Below are 25,686 nucleotides of genomic sequence, written 5' to 3'. Positions count from 1 at the left end.
CCGGCTTGGAACGCCTCCAGGGAGCCCCCAAGGACCCGTAATGGGCCTAACAAGAAAACCGCAAGGCAGCGCATCATGACCCAGTTCAACGAGACCGAACTCACCGAAGCCGTCGTCAACAGCTTCGACAACACGCCGAACCCGCGCGCAAAATTCCTGCTCCAGGAACTGGTGAAGTCGCTGCATGATTACGTCAGCAAGACCGGTCTCAGCTTCGAGGAATGGGAATACGCCATCGATTTCCTGACCCGCACCGGCCAGAAATGCACCGACACTCGCCAGGAGTTCATCCTGCTCTCCGATGTGCTCGGCGTCTCCATGCTGGTCGATGCGGTCAACCATCGCGACCGCGACGGGGCGACCCAGACCACGGTGCTCGGTCCGTTCTATGTCGGCGAGCACAAGGTCACGGCCCACGGCACCGACATCTCGCCGAACAATCTCAGCGGCGAGCGCATGTTCGTGCAGAGCCGCGTCACCGATCTCCAGGGTAAGCCGCTTGCGGGCGTTCCCGTCGACGTCTGGCACGCCGACGACGATGGCTTCTACGATTCACAGAAGCCGAACTATGACGAGGTCGGCGCCTCGGCGCGGGCGCGCTTTATCACCGACAGCGACGGTCGCTTTTTCTTCCGTACCATTTTGCCGTGCAGCTACCCGATCCCGACCGACGGTCCGGTCGGCGAGATGATCGTGCAGACGAAGCGTCACCCGATGCGCCCGGCGCATGTGCACTTCCTGGTCAACGCCAAGGATTATGAGCCGCTGATCACCCACGTCTTCATGGACGGCGACAAATATCTCGACTCCGACGTGGTGTTCGGCGTCAAGGACGACCTCATCGCCAAGGTCGAGACACGCAACGACCCGATCATGCCCGACGGCAGTAAGGCCAGCGGCCAGTGGCACCTGATGACCTACGAATTCCATCTCAAGCCCGGCGGCGGCGTGGCGCCGAAGCCGCTGGGGACGAAGGCCGCGGAGCCGGCTTGAACGTGCGTGGCTACCTTGCGTGCAGGAGCGCAAGGAGCGCGACGACCGTGCAGGCCAGCACGACCGTCATCAATTTCCAGAACAGCAACGGATTGCGCTCGATCAGCGGCGTGGTCCGTGTCCTGAGATAGGCTGGATTGGGATTGCGAAGCTCGTAGACGAACTCGGCTACGTCCTCGTGTCGCTTGTAGGGGTCCGGGTGCAGGGCCTTCTTGAGCGCGCCGTCGAGCCAGACCGGGATGTTGCGGTCATCATCCTCGGCCGGGCGGTACCTCAATTTGCGAACGTCCGATCTGCCGCGAATCCTGGCGATCTGAGCGCCATAGGGAAGCACGCCGGTCAGCATCTGGTAGCAGATGACGGCCAGCGAGAACATGTCCGAGCGGGGCGACCCGCCGTCTCCGATAAAATATTCGGGCGCCGTGTATTGCACCGTTCCGAGGATCTCGTCAGCCTCCTGCTGCGGTGCAGCCTCGGCGACGCCCGCCACCTTGACCGATCCGAAGTCGATGATCTTTGCCGTGCCGGTCTTGTCGATCAGGATGTTGTCGGGTCTCAGATCCTGATGCAGCATCTCGAGCCGATGGAAGGCGCGCAGGCCCACCGCGATCTGTTCGACGATGCCGCGGACCGTCTCCAGATCAGGGCGCGGATGGTCGATCATCCACTGTCTGAGGGTCTGTCCTTCGACGAACTCGGTGGCGACGTAGAGATAACCGCGCCTTCTCGGTTGTGACCGAGGCTTCAGCACGTGCGGACTGTCGATGCGCCGCGCAATCCACTCTTCCATCATGAAGCGCTTCAGATAGGCGCGGTTGTCGCGCAGATCGATCGAAGGCAGCTTGAGTGCGACCGGTTCCTCGGTTTCGGTGTCGATAGCCAGGTAAATGTGGCTACGGCTGCTCGCGTGAACTTCCCGAACGATCCTGTAGCCGTCGAATATGTCGCGCGGTTCGGGAAGCGGAGGGACAGGCAGTTCAAATGTCTGATCGATGATGTCAGGAGAGGCGCCGTCGGGTACCTGATCGATGCGGAGGATCTGGACGGTGATATTGTCATCGCTGCCGCGGCGATAGGCTTCTTCGACGATCGTCCTGGCGGCCCGATCGAGATCATTCGCATGCTGGTCGAGCGCGCCCGTGACAAACCGATGGTCGACGAATTCGTAGGCGCCGTCTGTCGCCAGCAGGAAGATGTCGCCCTTTCCGATCGGAAGCGCCTGGTAGTCGATCTCGAGCTGCGGGTTTATCCCCAGCGCCCGACCGAGATAGGTCTGCTCCGGCGAGACGATGATGCGATGATCGTCCGTGAGCTGCTCGAGTACCTTGCCGGCGACGCGATAGATTCTGCAATCGCCGACGTGGAAGATGTGGGCCGTGGTCGATTTCACGACCATGGCGGTCAAGGTGCAGACATAGCCTTTGTCCCGGTCATAGGCATACTGGCTGCGTCGGGTCTGTGCGTGCAGCCACGAATTGGTGGCGTCGAGCACGCGCCTCGCCGAGGTTTTCACGGTCCAGGCTTCCGACGTGCAGTAATAATCCGTCAGGAAGCTCTTGACCGCCGACTCGCTGGCGATCTGGCTGACCGTGCTGCTGCTGATGCCGTCGGCCAGCACCGCAGCGATTCCCTTCATGCTCAGCAGCGGCTCGGCTGGAACGAGAACGCCGTGAAAGTCCTGGTTGACCGGCTTGCGGCCCTTGTCGGAATGCTGCCCGACCGAAATTTGCAGTCCGCGGCTCATTCTTGTCACCAACAGAAAGGGAGCCTCACCCTAGCAGGCGAGGCTCCCTTGTTTGAGTCGCAATCGATCAGGCCGCAGCGCGGGTGGAGCCCTTCGCGGCGACCTGGCGCTTGGGCTGGGTCAGCACGTGCGTCGCGTACAGGGTCATGCCGGTGAAGGCGAGGCCGCCCACAAGGTTGCCCAGCACGGTCGGAATCTCGTTCCAGATGAAGTAATCCATGATCGAGAATTTGGCGTGGAGCATCAGGCCCGACGGGAACAGGAACATGTTCACGACGGAATGTTCGAACACCATGTAGAAGAACACCAGGATCGGCATCCACATCGCGATGACCTTGCCGGGCACCGAGGTGGAGATCATGGCCCCCACGACGCCGGTCGAGACCATCCAGTTGCAGAGCATGCCGCGGATGAACAGCGTCGCCATGCCCGCCGCGCCGTGCGCGGCGTAGCCGAGCGTGCGGCCTTCGCCGATATTGCCGATAGCCGTGCCCACCTTGTCGGGATCCTGCGTGAAGCCGAATGTTGTGACGAAGGCCATCATGAAGGCCACCGTCAGGGCGCCGGCGAAATTGCCGATGAAGACAAGCCCCCAGTTCCGCAGTACGCCGCCGAAGGTGACGCCGGGGCGCTTGTCGATCAGGGCGAGCGGGGAGAGCACGAACACGCCGGTCAAGAGGTCGAAGCCCAAGAGATAGAGCATGCAGAATCCGACCGGAAACAGCAGCGCGCCGATGAGCGGCTGACCCGTGTTCACGTTGATCGTGATGGCGAACCAGGCGGCAAGCGCGAGGATGGCGCCGGCCATGTATGCGCGGATGATGGTATCCCTGGTCGACATGAAGATTTTGGATTCACCCGCGTCCACCATCTTGGTGACGAATTCCGAAGGGGCGAGATACGACATCAGGTTTCCTTTGCTTGTGTGAAAAGACAGCGCGTTTGTTTCGGGACGGTGCCGTTGCCAGGATGCTGTCTCCGCACATGCCGGCGAGCCGGAAACCTGCGGACCAAAGGAATTGGGAATCTCGCATGGGATCGCGTGACGACGACTGTGCCCGGCAGGCTCAGCGAAGCAGTGTTGCTCTCCCCGAGTTTCAGCCTTTGGAGGGCCTCAACATATCGGCGGGCCGCAGTCGTCATTGACTGAGTGATGGTTTTGCAAGCAATCCACGTGCCATCGGTACCGGTGATGTCGCGACGGGTCTGAAATCGGCTCCAGCCAAGCGACTCTTCGTATCGGACCCCGTAGATCGGGCGGTGCTTTGAGCCAGAAACCGTCGCCTTCGCTCAAATATTCGACACTCAGCTCAATATTTGTGCGCCGCACAAACTTTGGGCGAGGCGCCCGATTTGCGCGCTGAATAGGCCTGCCGATTTTTGAAGCAGGTCGAGTAAGTCACTGAAATATCTTCCATTCGCGGCTTACGGCAGTTGGCATGGAAATTGAAATGCCATTTGGCGACGCCAACGACGCCGTCCTTCATCATCATCCATCAGCATCATGAACTCGCCACCGGGGCTTGGCCTCGGCGCGCGCCTCCGTGTGGGGGCTAAAGCCTGCAATGACGCAGCGGTGAGTCTGGAAGGGACATTCAATGACCAAGAATCCGACGTGGATTTCTGACTGGCGCCCCGAAGACGAGGCGTTCTGGAATGCGGGCGGCAAAGCAATCGCCCGGCGTAACCTGATCTGGTCGATCGTCGCGGAGCATATCGGCTTCTCGGTGTGGCTGATCTGGAGCATCGTCGCTACCAAGCTGCCGCAGGCGGGCTTCCACTATACGACTGACGAGCTGTTCCAGCTGGTGGCCGTGCCCGGCCTGATCGGCGCGTTGATGCGCTTCCCCTATACTTTCGCGGTCACGACCTTCGGCGGCCGCAACTGGACCATCTTCAGCGCAGCGATCCTGTTCATTCCGACGCTCTCGCTTGCCTATTTCGTGAGCCAGCCCGACACGCCGTTCTGGCTGATGCTGCTGATCGCCTCGACCGCCGGCCTCGGCGGCGGCAACTTCGCCTCGAGCATGACCAACATCTCCTTCTTCTTCCCGGATAAGATGAAGGGATGGGCGCTCGGGCTCAACGCGGCGGGCGGCAACATCGGTGTCTCCAGCGTGCAGCTGCTGACGCCGATTCTGATGACACTTGCGGTCATCAACCTGTTCCAGGCGAGCCCGGTCGCCGGCGTTTACCTCCAGAACGCCGGGTTGATGTGGGTTCTGCCGATCGTGGTCGCGGTGCTCGGCGCAGTGTTCTTCATGAACAACCTGACCTCGGCCAAGTCGTCGATCAAGAACCAGCTCGCGATCGTGAAGCGCAAGCACACCTGGATCATGGCCTTTATCTACATCGGGACCTTCGGCTCCTTCATCGGCTACTCCGCAGCGTTTCCGCTGCTGATCAAGACGCAGTTTCCAGCTGTGACGATCGCGATCGCATTCCTGGGTCCTTTGGTTGGCTCGCTGGCGCGCCCATTCGGCGGCTGGCTCGCCGACAAAGTCGGCGGCTCCGTCATCACGTTCTGGAATTTCATCGCAATGGCGGCGGCCACGATCGGCGTGCTCTACTTCGTGGGGCAGAAGGATTTCGGCGGCTTCCTCACCATGTTCCTGATCCTGTTCGTCACGACAGGCATCGGCAACGGCTCGACCTACCGGATGATCCCTTCGATCTTCCGCGAGGAGAACCTGTTCAAGGTGCGCGGCAAGGGCGATGCGGCGCGCGCGATGGCACTGAAGGCCGCGAGCATCGAGAGCGGTGCGGCCGTCGGCTTCATCGGCGCCGTCGGTGCCGTCGGTGGCTATTTGATCCCGAGTAGTTTCGGCAAGTCGATCGCCATGACGGGCGGGCCGCAGTTCGCGCTCGCCATCTTCCTGGTGTTCTACGGCGCCTGCCTCGGACTCACCTGGTGGTTCTACCTCCGTCGCAGCCCGCAAGGTGAAGGCGCGCCAAGCCTCGCCGAAGCACGCATCTAGAGCATGATCCGGAAAACTGTGCAGCGGCTTTCCGACAAGGTCATGCTCAAACAATAGAGCCTGCTGCAATTCCGCTTCTCCCCGCACGCGGGGAGAAGCATTGCCCCGACAGTTTGACTCATGAACCTGGTTCGCAATGGCGCGCACCAAGGCAAACCCAACAGGCAGGAGAACATCATGACACCCGAGCAGATCACCCTCGTCCAGCAGAGCTTTTCCAAGGTCGCGCCGATTTCAGAAACGGCCGCGGTGCTGTTCTACGATCGCCTGTTCGAGGTGGCGCCATCGGTGCGCGCGATGTTTCCCGAGGACATGACCGAGCAGCGCAAGAAGCTGATGGGCATGCTCGCCGCCGTGGTCGGCGGCCTGTCGAATCTGGAATCGATTCTGCCCGCGGCCTCGGCCCTCGCCAAGCGCCACGTTGCCTACGGCGCCAAGGCTGAGCACTACCCCGTGGTCGGCGCGAGCTTGCTGTGGACGCTGGAGAAGGGCCTCGGCGAGGCCTGGACGCCCGAACTGGCAAAAGCCTGGACCGACGCCTACGGCGTGCTGTCCGGCTTCATGATTTCCGAGGCCTACGGCACGCAGTCGCAGGCGGCTGAATAGGAGATGCCTTGTGAGTGAACCGCTCGTCATCGTCGGTAACGGTATGGCGGCCGCGCGGCTGGTCGACGAACTCGCCAAGACGGCGCTCGGCCGCTACGCGGTCGCCGTCATCGGCGAGGAGCCGCGGCTCGCTTACAATCGCGTGCTGCTCTCCTCCGTGCTCGCCGGCGAGACCGGCTCGCACGAGATCGAGCTCCGGCCTGCCGATTGGTGGCGTCATCGCGGCGTCACCGTGCGCTATGGCTACCGCGTCACCGAGATCGACACCGGCCGCCGCGAGCTCAAGATCGCGGGGGAAGAGAGCATGGAATATTCCAAGCTCGTGCTTGCCACCGGCTCGACACCGCTGCGGTTGAACGTGCCCGGCGCCGATCTCGCCGGCGTGCACACCTTTCGCGACACCCGCGACGTCGACCTGCTGCTGACGCTTGCGGCCGCCAGGAAGCGCGTCGTCGTCGTCGGTGGTGGTCTGCTCGGACTCGAAGCGGCTTACGGGCTGGCCAAGGCCGGCGCGCCGGTGACTCTGCTGCATCTGATGGACCGGCTGATGGAGCGTCAGCTCGATGGGCCCGCGGCCGATTTGCTGAAGACGCTGGTCGAGCGCAAGGGCATCCGCATCCTGCTCAATGCCTCGACCGCCTGTATCCATGGCGACGGCCGCGTCGAAGCCGTCGAGCTCGCCGACGGCAGCCGCATCGAGGCCGACGCGGTGATCTTCGCGGCCGGCATCCGGCCCAACGTCGCACTGGCCAAGGAGGCCGGCATCGCCGTTAACCGCGGCGTCGTCGTCGACGATGTGATGCAGACCGCGTCGTCAGACATCTACGCGCTCGGCGAATGCGCCGAGCATCGCGGCACCTGTTATGGACTGGTCGAGCCGGCCTATGAGCAGGCCCGCGTTCTCGCGCGGCATCTCGGCGGCAAGCCTGCCTCCTACCAAGGCAGCGTGGTCTCGACCAATCTGAAAGTGTCCGGCGTCAGCGTGTTTTCGGCCGGCGACTTCATGGGCGGGGAGGGCAGCGAAAGCCTCGTGCTCAGCGACCGCAGGCGCGGCACCTACAAGAAGCTCGTGATCGCCGACGGATGCGTCACCGGCGCAGTGCTGATCGGCGATACCGCCGATGCGCTCTGGTATCTAGAACTGATCCGCACCCGCGAGAAGATTACCGCGATCCGTACCGACATGATGTTCGGCCGCGCGCTCGCGCGTTCCTCCAAAGCGGCTTGATGGAGGTAGCTTGATATGACCGCGATCGATCCCACCTTGCGTGCCACCAAGACGACTTGTCCCTATTGCGGCGTCGGCTGCGGCGTGCTGGCAACCCCTGACGGAAAGGGCGGCGCGGCGATCGCGGGCGATCCCGATCATCCTGCCAATTTCGGCCGGCTCTGCTCGAAAGGGTCGGCGCTCGGCGAGACCGTCGGGCTCGAAAGCCGGCTGCTCTATCCCATGATCCGCTGCAAGGGCGTGCTCGAGCGCGTGGCCTGGAGCGATGCGCTCGACCATGTCGCCCACCGCATGCAGCACATCGTTGCGCGCGATGGCGCCGATGCCGTCGCGTTCTATCTCTCCGGCCAATTGTTGACCGAGGACTATTACGTCGCCAACAAGCTGATGAAGGGCTTTGTCGGCACCGCCAATGTCGACACCAATTCGCGGCTCTGCATGTCGTCCTCGGTCGCCGGTCATCGCCGCGCCTTCGGCGCCGACACCGTGCCCGGCTGTTATGAGGATCTCGATCAGGCCGACCTGCTGGTCTTCGTCGGCTCGAATGCGGCCTGGTGCCACCCAGTGCTGTTCCAGCGTATGCTGAAGAACCGGCAGGAGCGCGGCGCGCGCATGATCGTGATCGATCCGCGCCGCACCGACACTGCGAGCGACGTCGACCTGTTCCTCGGCCTAAAGCCCGGCACCGACACCGCGTTGTTCTCGGGCCTGTTCGTTCATCTCGTCGACAGCAATGCGCTCGACCAGGACTACATTGCAAATAACACCTCGGGCTTCGAGGATGCGTTGGCACGTGCGCGCAACATCGCCGGCAGCGTCACGGCGACCGCGCTCGCCACCGGCCTGACCGAGCAGGACGTTGCGGCTTTTTTCAAGATGTTCCGCGACACCGAGCGGGTCGTCACGCTCTATTCGCAGGGCGTCAACCAGTCGGCGCAGGGCACCGACAAGGTCAACGCCATCCTGAACTGCCATCTCGCGACGGGGCGTATCGGCAAGCCGGGCGCTTCGCCGTTCTCACTCACCGGCCAGCCCAACGCGATGGGCGGCCGCGAGGTCGGCGGCCTCGCCAACCAGCTCGCCGCGCACATGAACTTCACGCCGCCCGACATCGACCGCGTGCGGCGGTTCTGGAAGGCGCCGCGCATCGCCACCCATGAAGGGTTGAAGGCGGTGCAGCTGTTCGAGGCCATCAACCGCGGCGAGGTCAAGGCGCTTTGGGTGATGGGCACCAACCCCGCGGTCTCGCTGCCCGACGCCGATGTCGTGCGCGAGGCGCTGAAGAAGCTCGAGCTGTTCGTGGTCTCCGAGAACGTGCTCTCCAACGACACGGTCGAGGCCGGCCCGCATGTGCTGCTGCCCGCGTTGGCCTGGGGCGAGAAATCGGGCACGGTGACCAATTCCGAGCGCCGCATCTCGCGCCAGCGCTCCTTCCTGCCGGCGCCGGGCGAGGCGCGGCCTGACTGGTGGATCCTGAGCGAGACCGCAAAACGTCTCGGCTTCGGCGACAGTTTCAACTACAAATCCGCAGCCGACATTTTCCGCGAGCACGCCGCGCTCTCGGCGTTCGAGAACAATGGCAGCCGCGATTTCGACATCGGCGCGCTCACCTCGTTGTCCGATGAAGGCTTCGATGGCTTGAAACCCGTGCAATGGCCGGCACGCGAAGACCAGGCGCCCGGCGAGCGCTTCTTCGCGCAAGGCGGCTTCTTCACCAATGACGGCAAGGGCCGCTTCGTCGCGCCCGAGGTGCCGGCGCTGCGTAGCGAGACGGGCCCGTCGCGACCCCTGCGGCTCAATACCGGGCGCATCCGCGACCAGTGGCACACCATGACGCGCACCGGCCTGAGCCAGCGGCTGGGCGCGCATCTGCCGGAACCGTTCGTCGAGATTCATCCCGATGACGCCAATAAATACGGCATCGCTCATGACGGGTTTGCCCGCATCACCACGGATTACGGCCAGTGCATCCTGAAGGTCGTCGTCAGCGAACGGCAGCAGCGCGGCACGCTGTTCGCGCCGATCCACTGGAGCCAGATGAACGCCTCGCACGGCCGCGTCGGCGCGCTGGTCGCTCCATTCACAGATCCGTTCTCGGGCCAGCCGGAATCGAAGGCGACGCCGGCTGCCATCGCGCCGTATGAATACGTCTTCCGCGGTTTTGCGCTGTCGCGAAAGCAGCTCGATCTGCCGCCGAACCTGTTGTGGACCCGCGCCAGCGTCGCCGGCGGCTTTGGCTATCTCTTCGCCGACAATGCCGATCTCGCGCGCTGGCCGGCCTGGCTCGATGGCGTCGCCGGCGAGGATGTCGCCGAGTACCGCGATTTCGGCGGCGGCGTTTATCGCGCGGCCTCGTTCACAGGCGATCGTATCGAGGCCTGCTTGTTCGTCGGCCCCGCGCATGACGCCGGCGACTGGGAGGTGGTGAAGAGCATGTTCGCCGCCGATCACGTCACCGACGAGCAGCGCCGCATGCTGCTGTCCGGCAAATCCAGCGAAGGCGCCGCCTCGACCGGCCCGATCGTCTGCGCCTGTTTCGGCGTCGGCCGCGGCACCATCTGCGACACCATCGCAGCCGGCGCCCGCACCGCCGCCGACATCGGCGCGAAACTCAAGGCCGGCACCAATTGCGGTTCCTGTATCCCCGAGCTGAAGCAGCTGATCGCCGCGACCGAGCTCGCGCCGGCGAAACAGGCGAAAGTAGCGGGCGCGGCGGGATAAGACGACGTTCTCGGTCGTCGCCTTAAACTCCGGTGTCATCGCCCGGCCTCGACCGGGCGATCCAGTACGCCGAGACACTTGTGATTGAGCAGTAAGGCCGCGGCGTACTGGATTCCCCGCTTTCGCGGGGAATGACAATGAGGGTGGTGTTCCATGCCTCCGCCCCAATCGACGCGCTGTCCATTGTGCCTTATGTTGCGGCGCTCTCATCAACAGCCAAGAACAACCATGATGTACCTGGAAACGCCGCCGCGCCTGATTGAAACCCAAATCTTCTCCGCCATGCCCGACAGATTCCGCCGCAGGGGCGTGCGGACCGACTGGGCCGATGCCAACCGGCCGGGCGTTGCGACTGACAGCTTCATCGAAGGGCCGTCGTTCGACAAGGACGGCAACCTCTACATCGTCGACATTCCCTTCGGCCGCATCTTCCGCATCGCGCCCGATGGGGAATGGTCGCTCGTGGTCGAATATGTCGGCTGGCCGAACGGGCTGAAGATCGCAGCCGACGGACGCATCCTGGTCGCCGACTACATGCACGGCATCATGGAGCTCGACGCCAAAGCCGGGCACATCAAGCCGGTGCTGACCGCGCGCAATTCGGAATCGTTTCGCGGCTGCAACGACCTGCATCTTGCTTCCAACGGCGACATCTATTTCACCGACCAAGGCCAGACCGGCCTGCATGATCCCAGCGGCCGGGTCTATCGGCTGAGCGCGAGTGGCCGGCTTGATTGCCTGATCAATACCGGCATCAGCCCGAATGGCCTGGTGCTCGATCCGACCGAGACCGTGCTGTTCGTCGCGATGACGCGCGACAATTCCGTGTGGCGATTGCCGTTCATGCGGGACGGCAGCGTGTCCAAGGTCGGCCGCTTCTGCGCGCTGTTCGGTACATCCGGCCCTGATGGCATGACCATGGACGCGAGGGGGCGCCTGTTCGTCGGCCACGCGTCGCTGGGGTACGTCTTCGTGTTCGCACCGAACGGAGAATTGATCGCGCGGATCAAGTCGTGCGCGGGGCCGAATTGCACCAACGTTGCGATCGGTGGCACGAAGAAAGATCGGCTCTATATCACTGAGTCAGCAACCGGCACTGTGCTGGTCGCCGATAGCAGCGAACTGTGAGCTTTCACATGAAATCAAACCCCTTCGGCCAGACCGGCGCCAACGTCTCCGTCATCGGGCAGGGCACCTGGTATCTCGACCATGGCGATCGCAAGCGCGCGATCGCGGCGCTTCAGCGCGGGCTCGATCTCGGGATGACTCACGTCGACACCGCGGAGATGTATGGCGATGCCGAACTCGTCATTGCCGATGCGATCGCGAACCGGCGGGATGAAGTCTTCCTGGTCTCGAAAGTGCTGCCGAGCAACGCCTCGCGCCGTGGCACCATTACCGCCTGCGAACGCTCGCTGAAGCGGCTGAAGACTGATCGTCTCGATTGCTATCTCCTGCACTGGCGCGGTTCTTATCCGCTGCAAGACACCGTCGCTGCATTCGAAGAGCTGGTGAAGGCCGGCAAGATAAAATCCTGGGGCGTGTCCAATTTCGACGCGGACGATCTCGACGAGATTTTCGAAATTGCGGGCGAGGGCAGGGTCGCGTGCAATCAGGTGCTCTATCATCTCAAGGAGCGCGCGATCGAGCATGCGGTGATCCCGTGGTGCGAGCAGCACGGTGTTGCGGTGGTCGCCTATTCGCCATTCGGCCATGACGATTTTCCCGCCGGCGACAGCAAGGGCGGCGCCGTGCTTGCGCGCATTGCGCAAGCGCGTCGCGCGACGCCGCGTCAGGTCGCACTGAGCTTCCTCACCCGTGCGACTACGGTGTTCGCGATCCCCAAGGCGTCATCCGCGGAACATGCCGCAGAAAACGCGGCGGCCGGCGATCTCGTGCTGACGACAGACGACATTGCGGCGCTGGATGCGGCGTTTCCGCGCGGTCCCAAGCCGCGCGGCCTCCCTATGCTGTAGTGCAGCAACGCGCAATCTTAATGGTCTATTGACGCGCGCGGACCTCAGCGCATATCGGCATCCTGTTTTCGGAAGTTGTGAAAGCGGCGCATTTGTCGTTTTTTACAGCCGTCCCCGATTCGTATTTCCCAGGTTCCAGCCGTGACCCCGCCGCCCGCCGTAGCCGCAAGGCTCGACAGTATTGCCATGCCGATGCCGCAGAAGAAGCAGCAGACGCGCCGCGCGCCTGCGCGCGTCGATCATCCCTTCAAGGGCATTGCACTGGTGTTGCTGTCGACGGTGTTTCTCGGCTGCTCCGACGTCACCGCGAAATATTTGTCGACGAGCCTGCCGTCGATCGAGATCACCTGGATCCGCTTCGTGACGTTCGCGCTGATGTTCACGCCTGTGATGCTGCCGGCGTCGCCGCTTTATGCGATGCGCACCGAGCGCCTCGGTTTGCAGTTGATGCGCGGCGCGGCGCTGCTCGGCTCCTCGCTCTTCTTCATCACTGGCCTGCGCTTCCTCCCGATCGCGGAGGCGTCTGCAACCGGCTTCGTCTCTCCGCTGTTCGTCACTGCGCTGTCGATCATCTTTCTCAGCGAGAAGGTCGGCATGCGCCGCTGGATCGCGACCGCGCTCGGCCTGATGGGGGTGATCATCATCCTGCGGCCGGGCTCGAACGCGTTTCACGTCGCCGCCTTCTTCCCGATCATCTCAGCGTTCTGCTGGGCTGCCGCATTGATCCTGACCCGCATGATAAGCGGCCGCGAAGCCGTCATCACCACGATGGCCTATTCCGCGCTCACCGGTGTTGCGATCCTCACAGCGATGGTGCCGTTCGTCTGGGTGACGCCGAGCTGGACTGCGATCGGACTCGGCATCGTGATTGGCGTCGCGTCCACCGTCGGCCAGTGGATCATCGTGCTGGCCTACCGCTATGGCGATGCCTCGGTGCTGGCGCCGTTCTCCTACACGCAATTGTTGTGGGTCAGCATTTTGGGCTTCTTCATCTTCGGGGAATTGCCGGACATGTGGACCATCGTCGGCGCGGCGTTCATCGTCGCCAGTGGTCTCTATATCGCCCATCGCGAGCGCATCCGTCGCGCCCAGCTTTTGGTGCAGGCCGAGCGCTCCCCGAACCCCTGACGCAATATTTCGAACCGGTATCGTGCTATCAACGGCTCCAACAACAAGGGAGGAGACGGATGCGCGCTGCGATTTTCAGGAACGGTGAGATTGTCGTGGACCGGATGCTGGAGCCGACACCGGGTCCCGGCCAGGTGCTGGTCAAGACGCTCGCCTGCGGCATCTGCGGCTCCGATCTGCACGCGCGCCAGCACGCCTTCCGTATGGCCGAGATGGCGCGAAAGACCGGGCGCAAGCCGATGGATCTCACCCGCGACGTCGTGTTTGGCCACGAATTCTGCTGCGAGATCGTCGATTACGGCCCCGGCACCGCGCGCAAGCTCAAGCCCGGCACGCGCGTCTGCTCGCTGCCGGCGCTGCTGACGGCGCAGGGCATCGAGGGTATCGGCTATTCCAACGACAATATCGGCGGCTATGCCGAGGCGATGCTGCTCAGCGAGCCGCTGCTGCTGGAGGTGCCCAATGGTCTCGCCCCGGAACATGCGGCGCTGACCGAGCCGCTCGCGGTTGGCGTTCATGCCGTGGCAAAAGCCAACATCCGTGGCGGCGAGGTGCCGCTCGTGATCGGCTGCGGGCCGGTGGGACTCGCGGTGATCGCGGCGCTGAAAATCAAGGGCCTGCATCCGATCGTCGCCGCCGACTATTCACCGGCGCGGCGTGCGCTGGCTGCTCGGCTCGGCGCCGATATCGTGGTCGATCCAAAACAATCGCAGCCCTATGCAGCCTGGGCCGAGCACGCACAGATGTCCGAGGCGGAGAAGGCGGCACGGCCGCCATTGCAGGCGATGCTGCCGGCGCTGAAGCCCGCGATCATCTTCGAATGTGTCGGTGTGCCCGGCCTATTGCAGCAGGTGTTCGAGGGCGCGCCGCGCGATGCAAGGATCGTCGTGGTTGGCGTCTGCATGGAGAGCGACAAGAGCGAGCCCATGCTCGGCATCATGAAGGAGCTCAATCTCCAATATGTGCTCGGCTACACACCGGACGAGTTCGCGGCGTCGCTGCGCCTGATCGCGGAAGGTGAGGTGGATGCCGGCGCGATGGTGACGGCCGAGATCGGCATCGATGGTATCGCGAAAGCTTTCGCCGATCTCGCCAATCCCGAGGCGCATACCAAGATCATCGTCCAGCCGTGGCGATAGACGGCTGTCATTGCGAGCGCAGCGAAGCAATCCAGTCTGCCGCCGCTGAGGGACTCTGGATTGCTTCGCTGCGCTCGCAATGACGGGGCAGAGGCGTTACACCGGCAGCGCGATCGAATATTTCACCTGGCTGAGCGCAAAGCTCGACTCGATCGAGGCGATGCCGTCGAGCCGGGTCAGCTTGGTCTTCAGGAAGGCCTCGTAGGAGGCGAGGTCGGCCGCCACCACGCGCAGCAGATAGTCGCGGTTGCCGGTCATTAGATAGCATTCCAGCACCTCGTCCCATTTCGAGATCGCGCGCGCGAAACGGTTGAGGTCCTCCTCCTTCTGCCGCGCCAGCTTGATCGAGATGAAGACACTGACATGCAGCCCCAGCGCTTTCTGGTCGACGGTGGCGATGTAGCGCGAGATGACGCCGCGCTCCTCCAAGAGCTTGACGCGGCGATGGCACGGCGACACCGAGAGCCCGACCTTGTCGGCGAGCTCCTGCATGGTCAGTCGGCTGTCGTTCTGGAGCAGCGCAAGAATTTTTCGATCGATGGTGTCGAGCTCGGACATTGGGATGAGCCTGTCGTTTTTGGGAGATTCTTGGTATGGTATCCCAATATCTGCAGGTACGGCGCCAAAAATTGAGAAATCTGGTGCGGCCTGCAGGGGTATGATCGGGCCATTGTTTTCCGGAGCATCGCCATGCCCGTTGATTCCGCGCGCCTTGAAACCCTGACCGCCCTGAGCCGCAAGGCGCTGTGGCTGTCGTCATGGACCATCCATCACGCCAACCATATCCGCCCGAACGAGGACGGGTTGAAGGTGGGAGGCCACCAGGCGTCCTCGGCCTCGCTCGCGACCATCATGTCGGCGCTGTATTTCAGCGTGCTGCGGCCCGAAGACCGCGTCGCGGTGAAGCCGCATGCGAGCCCAGTGTTCCACGCGATCCAGTATCTGTTCGGCCGGCAGAGCCGCGAGAAGCTGGAAAATTTCCGCGGCTTCAAGGGTGCGCAGTCCTATCCGTCGCGCACCAAGGATGTCGACGACGTCGACTTCTCGACCGGCTCGGTCGGCCTCGGCGTGGCGCAGACGCTGTTCGCCTCGCTGGTGCAGGACTACGTCAAGGCGCATGGCAGGATGAAGGATCGCCGCGAGGGGCGGATGATTGCCCTCGTCGGCGATGCCGAGATGGACGAGGGCAACATCTTCGAAGCGCTGGCGGAGGGGTGGAAGCACGGCCTGCGCAACACCTGGTGGGTGGTCGACTATAACCGCCAGTCGCTCGACGCCGTGGTGCGCGAAGGTCTCTGGGAAAAGTTCGAAACCATGTTCCGCAATTTCGGCTGGGACGTGGTCATCGTCAAATACGGCCGGCTGATGCGCGAGGCGTTTGCCGAGCCCGGCGGCGAGGCGCTGAAGCGCTGGATCGACAACTGCCCGAACGCGCTCTACGCCGCGCTGTGCTTCCAGGGCGGTGCGGCCTTCCGCAAGCATTTGCATGACGAGATCGGCGACCAGGGACCAATTACCAAACTGATCGACCGCCGCAGCGACGACGAACTGCTGGCGCTGATGTCGAACCTCGGCGGTCATGACATGGCGAGCATGCTGGAGGCGTTCGAGTCCATCGATCACGATCGCCCGGTCTGCTTCATCGCCTACACCATCAAGGGTGTCGGCCTGCCGTTCCAGGGCCACAAGGACAACCATGCCGGCCTGATGACGGTCGCGCAGATGGAGAAATATCGCGAGAGCCAGAACATCCGCCCGGGTCACGAATGGGACAGATACGAAGGGCTTACGCAGGATACAGCCGAGCTGGACGCGTTCCTCGCGCGCGTGCCGTTCAACCAGGACGGACGCCGGCTCACCGCCCCCGTGGTCGAGGTGCCCTCGCAACTCGCGTTCAAGCCGTCGCCGCAGATGTCGACCCAGCAGGGCTTTGGCCTCGTGCTGAACGAGATCGCGCGCAGCGACAGCGAACTCGCCAGGCGGATCGTGACGACGTCGCCGGATGTGACCGTCTCGACCAATCTCGGTCCTTGGGTGAACCGGCGCGGCCTGTTCGCAAGCGCCGAGAAGGCCGACTTATTCCGCAGTGAGAAAATTCCCTCGACCTTCAATTGGGACGCATCACCCAAAGGCCAGCATCTCGAGCTCGGCATTGCCGAGATGAACCTGTTCATCATGCTCTCGGCGCTCGGCCTGTCGCACCAGATCAACGGCGAGCGGCTGCTCCCGGTCGGCACGCTCTACGATCCCTTCATCGAGCGCGGGCTCGATGCGCTGAACTATGCCTGCTACCAGGACGCGCGCTTCATGGTGGCGGCGACGCCGTCCGGCATTACCCTTGCGCCCGAAGGCGGCGCGCACCAGTCGATCGCGACGCCGCTGATCGGCATGGCGCAGGATGGGCTCGCCTCGTTCGAGCCGGCCTTCGTCGACGAGCTCGCCGTGGTCATGGGCTGGGGGTTCAGGCACATGCAGCGCGATGCGGCGGAGGGCGGTTCTGTCTATCTGCGGCTGTCGACCCGTAGCATCGATCAGGCGCAGCGGATCATGACGCCGGAATTGGAGAAGGGCATCACCGATGGCGCCTATTGGCTGCGTAAGCCGGGGCCCAACGCCGAACTCGTGATCGCCTATACCGGCGCGATTGCGCCGGAAGCGATCGAGGCCACCGGCCTGATCGGCGAGAGCCGCCGCGACATCGGCCTGCTCGCGATCACCTCGGCCGACCGCCTGCACGCAGGCTGGACCGCCGCGCGAAAATTGCGGCGCGATCGCCGCGGCGTGCAGCATCTGAGCCACATCGAGAAGCTGCTGGCGCCATTGCCGCGCGACTGCGGCATCGTGACGGTGATCGACGGCCATCCGGCTGCGCTCGGCTGGCTCGGCAGTGTCCGCGGCCATCGCGTCGAGGCGCTCGGTGTCGAGCAGTTCGGCCAGACCGGCAGCATCGCGGACCTCTACCGCCACTACGGCCTGGATGCCAACGCCATCATCGATGCGGCCGAAAGCCTCACCACCGGCGCCCCGGTGCTGCATCGGAAGATGGCGGTGTGACGGTCTCTCGTCGCCCCGGCGAAGGCCGGGGCCCATACGCCGCGGCTGTCGTTGTGGGTGCAGGTGGTAGACGCCTAAGCAAACCAACTGCTCCCTGTGGTTATGGGTCCCGGCGTTCGCCGGGACGACATCGTGAGTGAGGCGAGACCTTGCCACCCCATTGCCATCGGCTCATATAACCCCCGTCCGCCGCAACGCTGGCCCCGCATATGGCGGGTTCAATTGCCGGCGCTTTCGTGCAAGGATGCCTGCCGAAACGCCCCCTCAAAGCCCCCAAGAAGAGGTTACCGATGGTCAATCGCATGCAATTCTACATCGACGGCGCCTGGGTCGATCCCGCCGTCAAGAAGTCCACCCCGGTCGTCAATCCGGCGACGGAAGAGGCGATGTACGAGGTTGCGCTGGGCTCCAAGGCTGACGTCGACAAGGCCGTCGCGGCCGCCAAGCGCGCCTTTGCAACGTTCTCCCAGACCAGCCGCGAGGAGCGCGTCGCGCTGCTCTCGAAAGTCATCGAGGTCTACAAGGGCCGCCTCAAGGAGATCGGCGCCGCCGTCTCCGACGAGATGGGCGCGCCGCTGCCGATGGCGGAGAAGCTTCAGGCCGGCGCCGGCCTCGGTCATCTCATGACCACGCTCGACGTGCTCAAGAACTACCATTTCGAGGAACCGGTCGGCACCGCGATGGTGCTGCGCGAGCCGGTCGGCGTGGTTGGCATGATCACGCCCTGGAACTGGCCGCTCAACCAGATCGCCTGCAAGGTCGCGCCCGCGCTCGCCGCCGGCTGCACCATGATCCTGAAGCCGTCGGAGTTCACCCCGACCTCGGCGCTGATCTTCGCGGAAATCCTCCATGAAGCCGGCGTGCCGAAGGGCGTGTTCAACCTCGTCAACGGCCTCGGCCCCGAGGTCGGCGCCGCCATGAGCGAGCATCCCGACATCGACATGATCTCGTTCACCGGCTCGACCCGCGCCGGCATCGACGTGGCCAAGCGCGCCGCGCCCACCGTGAAGCGCGTCAGCCAGGAGCTCGGCGGCAAGTCGCCGAACGTGATCCTCGAAGGCGCCGACCTCGCAAAAGCCGTGACCGGCGGCGTGATGCACATGTTCAACAACTCCGGCCAGTCCTGCAACGCGCCCTCGCGCATGATCGTGCCGCTGTCGAAGATGAAGGAAGTCGCCGCGATCGCGAAGGCCGCCGCCGACAAGACCAAGGCCGGTGATCCCCGCGCCGAAGGCACCACCATCGGCCCCGTGGTCAATCGCGGCCAGTGGGATAAGATCCAGGGCCTGATCAAGAAGGGCATCGACGAGGGCGCAACACTCGTCGCCGGCGGTCCGGGCCTGCCCGAGGGAGTCAATAAGGGCTTCTATGTCCGTCCGACCATCTTTGCCGACGTCACCCCCGAGATGACGATCGCCCGCGAGGAGATCTTCGGACCGGTGCTGACCATCATCGGCGCCAAGGACGAAGCCGAGGCCGTTCACATCGCCAACGACACGCCCTATGGCCTTGCCGGTTATGTCACGGGCGCTTCCGTCGAGGACGCCAAGCGCGTCGGCCGGCAGATCCGTGCCGGCAACGTCAACCTCCAGGGCGTGCCCAACGACCGCAGCGCGCCGTTTGGCGGCTACAAGCAGTCCGGCAACGGCCGCGAGTGGGGCAAGTACGGCCTTGAGGACTTCCTCGAAGTGAAGGCCATTGCCGGCTTCAACGCGGCGTAGGCTGGTCGGGAAAGAGATGACGACCCGGAGCGAGTGATCGCTCCGGCGTTTGCTATTTGTAGGGTGGGCAAAGGCGCGCTCTTCGCGCGACGTGCCCACCATTCCGCGACGACGAGAAGTGGTGGGTACGCTTCGCTTTGCCCACCCTACGAGACCGTCGCTGCCGAGACTCTATCCCCCCATCGCGCCCTGCGTGTTCACATACAGCGCGTAGATCGACTGGCTCGCGGCCATGAACAGGCGGTTGCGCTTGACGCCGCCGAAGCAGAGATTGGCGCAGCGCTCGGGCAGCGCGATGCGGCCGATCATGACGCCGTCGGGCGCGAACACAACGACGCCGTCGAGCTCGGGATCACCCATGCCCCAGCCGCACCAGAGATTGCCGTCGATGTCACAGCGCATGCCGTCCGGCGTGCCCGGGCCAGCGTCGATGAAGATTCGCTTGTTGGAGATCGTGGTGCCGTCGGCTGAGACGTCATAGGCGAGGATCTTGCGGTTGGGCACGCCGCGCGATTCCACGACGTAAAGGATCTTCTCGTCCGGCGAGAAGCACAGCCCGTTCGGCCCGAGCACGCCCTCGGCAACGATGGTCGCCTTGCCGGTCGCGGGATCGAGACGGTAGACATTCGGATCGATCTCGGGGTCCGCCTTGTAGCCCTCGTAATTGCCGAGCAAGCCGAAGGTGGGATCGGTGAACCAGATCGCGCCATCGGATTTCACCACGACGTCGTTCGGCGAGTTCAGCCTCTTGCCGTTGAAAGAATCCATCAGCACCGTGATGGTGCCGTCATATTCGGTGCGGGTCACGCGCCGCCCGCCGTGCTCGCAGGTGACGAGCCGGCCCTGGCGGTCGCGGGTGTTGCCATTGGCGAAATTGGAAGGTTTTCGGAAAACCGAGACCGCGCCGGTCTCCTCCTCCCATTTGACGATGCGCTGGTTCGGGATATCGCTGCACAAGAGATAGCGCCCGTCGCCGAACCAGACCGGCCCCTCGGCCCAGCGCAGGCCGGTCGTCAGCCGCTCCACCGCCGAAAGTTTCAGCCAGTATTTTTCGAAGCGAGGGTCCAGTGCTTTTATCGCCGGATCGGGGTAATAGGTCGCCGGCTGCCAGCCATAAGGCCGTTCTTGGCGGTGGGACGATGCATCGTTCATGTGCAATTCTCGTTGTTGCGTTCCCTCTGCCCAAATCTGCTATCATTAGAGACCTTTGACCGCAAATCGGTCGCCAATCACGAGGGAAGAAATGCCGCGTATCTTGATGACGGGAGCTTCGGGCGGAATCGGAACGCGCCTGCGCAAACTGCTGCCGCCGATCTATCCCGATCTCCTGCTCTCCGACATCCGCGCGCCCGCCGATCTCGGGGCGAACGAGCAGTTCAAGGCGGCGGACCTGTCCGACATGGCGCAGGTCGAGGCGATCTGCGAGGGCGTCGACGGTATCATCCATTTCGGCGGCTATTCGGTCGAAGGCCCTTGGGACGACATCCTCCAGGCCAACATCATCGGCGGCTACAATCTATTCGAAGCCGCGCACAGGAAGGGCGTCAAGCGCGTGGTGTTCGCCTCGTCGAACCACACCGTCGGCTTCTATCCGCGCCACCGCAGGATCGACACCAACGTCACCGTGCGCCCCGACGGCCGCTACGGCGTCAGCAAGGTGTTCGGCGAAGCCGTGGGCTCGCTCTACGCCGACAAGCACGGGCTGAAGGTGACCTGCATCCGGATCGGCAATTGCGACGAGCAGCCGCTTGATCATCGCCGGATCGCGATGTGGCTGAAGCCGGAGGATCTGGTGCAGCTCTGCCAGATCGGGCTCGAACATCCCGATATTCATTTCGAGATTTTCTACGGCGTGTCCCTCAACGAGCGCGCCTGGTGGGACAACCACCGCGCCTACGAATTCGGCTATCGCCCGACCGGCCGCTCCGAGGATCACGTGGCGCACGCGATGGCCGAGCAGGCCAAACTGAAGCCGGATCCGATCGGCGACCACTACCAGGGCGGTGCGTTCTGTAGCAACGAATTCGACGGCGATGCGAGCCGCATCATCGACTGGAATAAGCGGTAATGTTTGACGTCATGGCCGGGCTTGTCCCGGCCATCCACGTCTTGCCACGCGGCACAACAACGTGGATGCCCGGGACAAGCCCGGGCACGACGGCCGGTTGATCTAGATCAACGTCGCTCCGGACATCGTGTGGCTCTCGATCTGTGCGATCGTGATTCAGTAACCGCTGGCCGATCACAACTGAACGGCGGCGGCGAAAGCCACAATAATGAAGATCAAATTGTCAGCCATCGCTCTGTCCGCGATGATCATGCCGGCGCGAGCCGCAACGCTCAGCGAGGCCGAAGCGGCGTTTCTCGACCAGCTCGTCACCGCATCCGTGGTGCTGGAGCAACGATGCGTCGGCTACGAGATCGATGGTGCCGGCGGCGTTCAACTCGGCGCCCGGCTTCTCGGCAGCCCTGATGCCGCGATGGCGATGATCGACGCCTATGCTGCGGCCATCAAGGCTCGCGATGGCGAGAGCTACGATCCCGGCAAATTCCGTCCCGAGGTGTCCGACGCGGCCGGCAAGACTTTCAAGCGCGTCCGGGCCGACTTGATCAGAAACCCGAAAAGCGCCTGTGCCAATTACGGCGATGCCAGCGTGGATCGCGGCATCTTGAGACGGTACTGAACGTGCGTGTGTCCTGGCACGCACACGCTAGCGCTCTTCCTCGCCCGCGATCCGCGCCAGATAGTCCTTCTTGCTGAACTGCATGTGATCGACGCACAGCTGGGCCAGCGCCCAGCTGTCGCGGCCCTTCAGCAGCTCGATCATCAGCTCGTGCTGGCGCCGCGATAGCGCGAGGCCCTCGCGGTCGGCGAGGTTCGTGGCGCGCATCGGCAAGGTCAGGCTCATATAGTCCTGCAGCGAGCGCACCAGATAGGGATTGCCGCAGGCTGCGAACAGCGCAACGTGGAAGGCGTCGTTGGTCTCGTGGATGCCGCGGAGGTCCCGCACGTCCGCTTTGGCGCAATAGCGGCTTTGCAACTTGGTCAGTTCGTCGATCAGGTTTTGTGGTGCGGGCAGGGGGATCATCAGCGCGGCCTGCCGCGTCAGCATCTCCCGCACCTCGTAGATCTGCCGGACTTCTTCCGCCGAATAGAACCGCACCGTGGCGCCGACATTCCTCTCGCGACGGACGATGCCGCGGCGCTCGGCATCCACCAGCGCCTGGCGCACGAAGTGCCGCGAGGTACCGTAAGCCGACATCAGCGCGTCTTCGGTCAGGCGCGCGCCCGGCGCGAGGCGGCCGAAGATGATGTCCTCCTCGAGCCGCGCGACGACGTCGTCCGGATCGTCGCGCCGGACTATGCTCGCCTCTGCGGTGTGAATGTCGGACATCCCCTCAGCCTTCGGCACCGGGCCGGCCCGTCTTGTGGAGCAGGGAAGGGCGGGATTGTCAATAATTTGTATCGTGAGAGGTCCCCAGACCCAGAAAGAACGCTGTTAGCACCTGCGTTATTGACAATCAGGGGGCAGCCTGTACCACAATAGCAAGGTGACTGGAGTGGCATGATGACGAGTGGCTTGCGCAAGGGTCTGACGAGCTATGGCGATGCCGGATTCTCGCTGTTCCTGCGCAAGGCGTTCATCAAGGCCATGGGCTATTCCCACGACGCGCTGGAGCGCCCGATCGTCGGCATCACCAACACCTACAGCGATTACAATCCCTGCCACGGCAACGTGCCGCAGATCATCGAAGCCGCCAAGCGCGGCGTGATGCTGTCGGGCGCGATGCCGTTCGTATTCCCCACCATCTCGATCGCCGAGAGCTTCGCGCATCCGACCTCGATGTATCTGCGCAATCTGATGGCGATGGACACCGAGGAGATGATCCGCGCCCAGCCGATGGATTCGGTGATCGTGATCGGCGGCTGCGACAAGACGCTGCCGGCGCAGGTGATGGCCGCAATCAGCGCCGATCTGCCGACCGTGGTGATCCCCGTGGGGCCGATGGTGGTCGGCCATCACAAGGGCGAGGTGCTGGGCGCCTGTACCGATTGCCGTCGTCTGTGGGGCAAGTATCGCGCCGGCGAGATCGACGATGCCGAGATCGAGGCAGTGAACGGCAGGCTCGCGCCGTCGGTCGGCACCTGCATGGTGATGGGCACGGCCTCGACCATGGCCTGCATGATCGAGGCCATGGGCCTGTCGCTGCCGATGAGCGCGACGATCCCGGCGCCGCATGCGGAGCGCTTTCGTCTTGCGGAAGCCAGCGGGCGGGTGGCCGCCGAGATGGCCAAGACCAAGGGGCCGAAGCCGAGCGAATTGTTGACCCCGGCGTCGTTCAAGAATGCGCAGGTCGTGCTGCAATCGATCGGCGGCTCGACCAACGGCCTGATCCATCTGACGGCGATGGCGCATCGCTCGCCGCACCGGCTCGATCTCGGCGCCTTCGATCAGCTCGGCCGCGAGGTGCCGGTGCTGGTCGATCTCAAACCGTCGGGCGAGCATTACATGGAGCATTTTCATCACGCCGGCGGCGTGCCGAAATTGCTGGCGCAGCTCGGCGATCTCGTCGATCTCGAGGCGAAGACGATCACGGGCCAGACGCTGCGCGATGTCGTCGCGAATGCGGAAGACGTCCCCGGTCAGGACGCGATCCGCCCGCGCACTGATCCGATCAAGAAGGAAGGCGGTCTCGCCGTCCTGCACGGCAATCTCGCGCCGCGCGGCGCGGTGATCAAGCAATCCGCCGCGAGCCCGAAACTGTTGCAGCACACCGGCCGCGCAGTCGTGTTCGAATCCGTCGAGGACATGACCCTGCGGGTCGACGATCCCGATCTCGACGTCACCGCCGATGACGTGCTGGTGCTGCGCAATGCCGGCCCCAAGGGCGCACCGGGCATGCCCGAGGCGGGCTATCTGCCGATCCCGAAGAAGCTCGCGCGCGGCGGCACCAAGGACATGGTGCGCATTTCCGATGCGCGCATGAGCGGCACCGCGTTCGGCACCATCGTGCTGCACATCGCGCCGGAATCCGCCGTCGGCGGACCACTGGCGCTGGTGAAGAACGGCGATATGATCCAGCTGGATGTTGCAAAACGCAGCATCGAGCTTCTGGTCGATGCGGCCGAGCTGCAGCGCCGGCGCGCCGCCTTGAAGCCCGCGACGGCGCCGGAGGAGGCGCGACGCGGCTATGCCTGGCTGTTCAACGAGACCATCATGCAGGCCGACGAGGGCTGCGACTTCGATTTCATGCAGAGAGCCGGGAACAAAGCCGAGAAGGGGTGATAGCCACCCGAACGAACGCCCAGACCGCACAAGCGGCGGGCGACAAAACAGGGGGAAACGATGATTGCACGATCCTTGCTTGGGCTGGCGGCAACGGCCGCTGTTGTTTTCGTCACGAGCGCGTCGGCGCAGGAGGTGAAGCATTATCGCTTCGCCTATGACCAGCCGAAGTCTACCGGCTATGGAATCCTCGGCGACATCTTCAGCGAGAAGCTGAAGGCGCTGAGCAAAGGAACGATGCTGATCGACCAGTATCCCGGCGCGCAGCTCGGGCAAGAGCCCCAGGTGTTGCAGCTCGTCAAGGCGGGTGACCTCGAGTTCTGCATTTCCTCGTCTGCGAACGCCGCGACGCTGTCGCCGCAGGCCGGCGTGATGTCGATGCACTATTTGTTCCGCTCGGAAGACCATCTCATCAAGGCGATGGCGAATCCCGAGGTGGCAAAGGCGGTCAAAGCGATGATTGCCGAGACGGTGCAGGGCACTCACGTCATTGCGCTGGCGACGCTTGGCTTGCGCAACATGTATTCCAAGCGGGAGATCAAGAAGGTCGAAGACATGAAGGGCCTGAAAGTGCGGGTGCAGGCGACGCCGACCGAGGACACAATGTTCCCGGCGTATGGCGCACAGATCGTGCATATGCCGTTCGGAAGCGTCTATACCTCCCTGCAAACCGGCGTGGTCGATGTCGCCGAGAATGGCGTGAATGTCTACCTCGCCAACAAGCACTACGAAGTGGCGCCGGTGCTCTCGATGACCGAGCATGAGGCCAACAACAGTCTGGTCTGGGTCAGCGACAAGCTCTGGAACAGCCTCACTCCGGAGCAGCAGGGTTGGGTGCAGGCCGCCGCCGACGAGGTCAACAAGACCCAGCCGGCCAAGGCGATCGAGTTGGAGCATCAATCGCAAGACAAGCTGAGATCGATCGGCGTCAAGGTCGTCACCGACGTCGACAAATCGGGCTTCGTTGCGATCGCCGATCCCTATCTCGACAAGCTCGCCAAGGAGCTCGGCCCGCATGCCGTCAAGGTCAAGGACCTGATCCGGTCGATTAATTAGCGTGATGCGGGAAGACGGTGCGCTCCCTCTCCCGCTTGCGGGAGAGGGAGGGGA

21 protein-coding genes are annotated in these 25,686 nt (G+C 63.7%); 15 read left to right on the top strand and 6 right to left on the bottom strand.

Going from position 1 to position 25,686, the window contains the following annotated elements; all coding sequences use genetic code 11:
* Positions 1-75 precede the first annotated feature (75 nt).
* Positions 76-993, top strand: coding sequence for an intradiol ring-cleavage dioxygenase (locus tag AC0L2O_RS00805; protein ID WP_473368347.1), 918 nt, complete (start codon positions 76-78; stop codon positions 991-993).
* Between the two features lie 10 nt (positions 994-1,003).
* Here AC0L2O_RS00805 and AC0L2O_RS00800 read toward each other — a convergent pair whose 3' ends face one another.
* From AC0L2O_RS00800 to AC0L2O_RS00790, 3 genes are all read right to left on the bottom strand, one after another.
* Positions 1,004-2,737 (bottom strand): bifunctional protein-serine/threonine kinase/phosphatase, encoded by a 1,734-nt coding sequence (locus tag AC0L2O_RS00800; RefSeq protein ID WP_473368346.1) that lies wholly within the window; start codon positions 2,735-2,737, stop codon positions 1,004-1,006.
* A gap of 67 nt (positions 2,738-2,804) precedes the next feature.
* Complete coding sequence (locus AC0L2O_RS00795; protein ID WP_409189649.1) at positions 2,805-3,644, bottom strand: formate/nitrite transporter family protein; 840 nt, start codon at positions 3,642-3,644, stop codon at positions 2,805-2,807.
* Positions 3,645-4,047: 403 nt separating this feature from the next.
* Complete coding sequence (locus tag AC0L2O_RS00790; protein WP_473368345.1) at positions 4,048-4,230, bottom strand: hypothetical protein; 183 nt, start codon at positions 4,228-4,230, stop codon at positions 4,048-4,050.
* A gap of 105 nt (positions 4,231-4,335) precedes the next feature.
* Here AC0L2O_RS00790 and AC0L2O_RS00785 point away from each other — a divergent pair, with 105 nt between their 5' ends.
* The 8 genes from AC0L2O_RS00785 (at position 4,336) to AC0L2O_RS00750 (ending at position 14,513) form a co-directional block, all read left to right on the top strand.
* Positions 4,336-5,715 carry an MFS transporter gene (locus AC0L2O_RS00785; RefSeq protein ID WP_409189647.1) on the top strand — a complete coding sequence of 460 codons (1,380 nt, stop codon included), beginning with the start codon at positions 4,336-4,338 and terminating at the stop codon, positions 5,713-5,715.
* Positions 5,716-5,892: 177 nt separating this feature from the next.
* Entirely contained in the window at positions 5,893-6,321 is a 429-nt protein-coding gene (locus AC0L2O_RS00780) for a globin family protein (RefSeq protein ID WP_369725515.1), read from the top strand.
* 10 nt (positions 6,322-6,331) lie between these two features.
* On the top strand, positions 6,332-7,549 hold the full coding sequence (locus tag AC0L2O_RS00775) for an NAD(P)/FAD-dependent oxidoreductase (RefSeq protein WP_369725513.1): 1,218 nt from the start codon (positions 6,332-6,334) through the stop codon (positions 7,547-7,549).
* A gap of 15 nt (positions 7,550-7,564) precedes the next feature.
* Positions 7,565-10,270 carry a nitrate reductase gene (locus tag AC0L2O_RS00770; RefSeq protein WP_473368344.1) on the top strand — a complete coding sequence of 902 codons (2,706 nt, stop codon included), beginning with the start codon at positions 7,565-7,567 and terminating at the stop codon, positions 10,268-10,270.
* Between the two features lie 231 nt (positions 10,271-10,501).
* Entirely contained in the window at positions 10,502-11,398 is an 897-nt protein-coding gene (locus tag AC0L2O_RS00765) for an SMP-30/gluconolactonase/LRE family protein (RefSeq protein WP_473368659.1), read from the top strand.
* A gap of 8 nt (positions 11,399-11,406) precedes the next feature.
* Positions 11,407-12,246: an aldo/keto reductase gene (locus tag AC0L2O_RS00760; RefSeq protein WP_473368343.1), complete on the top strand. Its 840-nt coding sequence runs from the start codon at positions 11,407-11,409 to the stop codon at positions 12,244-12,246.
* 186 nt (positions 12,247-12,432) lie between these two features.
* Positions 12,433-13,374 carry a DMT family transporter gene (locus AC0L2O_RS00755; protein ID WP_473368658.1) on the top strand — a complete coding sequence of 314 codons (942 nt, stop codon included), beginning with the start codon at positions 12,433-12,435 and terminating at the stop codon, positions 13,372-13,374.
* 59 nt (positions 13,375-13,433) lie between these two features.
* A complete protein-coding gene (locus tag AC0L2O_RS00750; RefSeq protein WP_473368342.1) occupies positions 13,434-14,513 on the top strand; it encodes a zinc-binding dehydrogenase in 1,080 nt (359 codons plus the stop codon).
* 96 nt (positions 14,514-14,609) lie between these two features.
* On the opposite strand, the gene AC0L2O_RS00745 is transcribed toward AC0L2O_RS00750, so the two are convergent.
* Positions 14,610-15,071, bottom strand: a complete 462-nt coding sequence (locus AC0L2O_RS00745) for an Lrp/AsnC family transcriptional regulator (protein WP_369725507.1) — start codon at positions 15,069-15,071, stop codon at positions 14,610-14,612.
* A gap of 132 nt (positions 15,072-15,203) precedes the next feature.
* On the opposite strand from AC0L2O_RS00745, the gene AC0L2O_RS00740 reads away from it, so the two are divergent.
* Positions 15,204-17,567, top strand: a complete 2,364-nt coding sequence (locus AC0L2O_RS00740) for a transketolase (RefSeq protein WP_473368341.1) — start codon at positions 15,204-15,206, stop codon at positions 17,565-17,567.
* Between the two features lie 290 nt (positions 17,568-17,857).
* Positions 17,858-19,288, top strand: coding sequence for an aldehyde dehydrogenase family protein (locus AC0L2O_RS00735; RefSeq protein ID WP_473368340.1), 1,431 nt, complete (start codon positions 17,858-17,860; stop codon positions 19,286-19,288).
* Between the two features lie 171 nt (positions 19,289-19,459).
* Here AC0L2O_RS00735 and AC0L2O_RS00730 read toward each other — a convergent pair whose 3' ends face one another.
* On the bottom strand, positions 19,460-20,440 hold the full coding sequence (locus AC0L2O_RS00730; protein ID WP_473368339.1) for an SMP-30/gluconolactonase/LRE family protein: 981 nt from the start codon (positions 20,438-20,440) through the stop codon (positions 19,460-19,462).
* Between the two features lie 91 nt (positions 20,441-20,531).
* On the opposite strand from AC0L2O_RS00730, the gene AC0L2O_RS00725 reads away from it, so the two are divergent.
* The gene (locus AC0L2O_RS00725) at positions 20,532-21,356 is read left to right on the top strand and encodes an NAD-dependent epimerase/dehydratase family protein (RefSeq protein ID WP_409189640.1); all 825 of its coding nucleotides are present in this window, start codon (positions 20,532-20,534) and stop codon (positions 21,354-21,356) included.
* 208 nt (positions 21,357-21,564) lie between these two features.
* Complete coding sequence (locus tag AC0L2O_RS00720; protein WP_473368338.1) at positions 21,565-21,972, top strand: hypothetical protein; 408 nt, start codon at positions 21,565-21,567, stop codon at positions 21,970-21,972.
* A 27-nt stretch (positions 21,973-21,999) separates the two neighbouring features.
* Here the strand turns inward: AC0L2O_RS00720 and AC0L2O_RS00715 are convergent, their stop codons facing one another.
* The gene (locus AC0L2O_RS00715) at positions 22,000-22,683 is read right to left on the bottom strand and encodes a GntR family transcriptional regulator (protein WP_473368337.1); all 684 of its coding nucleotides are present in this window, start codon (positions 22,681-22,683) and stop codon (positions 22,000-22,002) included.
* 174 nt (positions 22,684-22,857) lie between these two features.
* On the opposite strand from AC0L2O_RS00715, the gene AC0L2O_RS00710 reads away from it, so the two are divergent.
* A complete protein-coding gene (locus AC0L2O_RS00710; protein ID WP_473368336.1) occupies positions 22,858-24,576 on the top strand; it encodes an IlvD/Edd family dehydratase in 1,719 nt (572 codons plus the stop codon).
* A gap of 60 nt (positions 24,577-24,636) precedes the next feature.
* The gene (locus tag AC0L2O_RS00705) at positions 24,637-25,632 is read left to right on the top strand and encodes a TRAP transporter substrate-binding protein (protein WP_473368335.1); all 996 of its coding nucleotides are present in this window, start codon (positions 24,637-24,639) and stop codon (positions 25,630-25,632) included.
* Positions 25,633-25,686 lie beyond the last annotated feature (54 nt).

This window comes from Bradyrhizobium sp. Kon10 (assembly GCF_055807395.1).
This window is presented reverse-complemented; position numbering and strand designations above follow the sequence as displayed.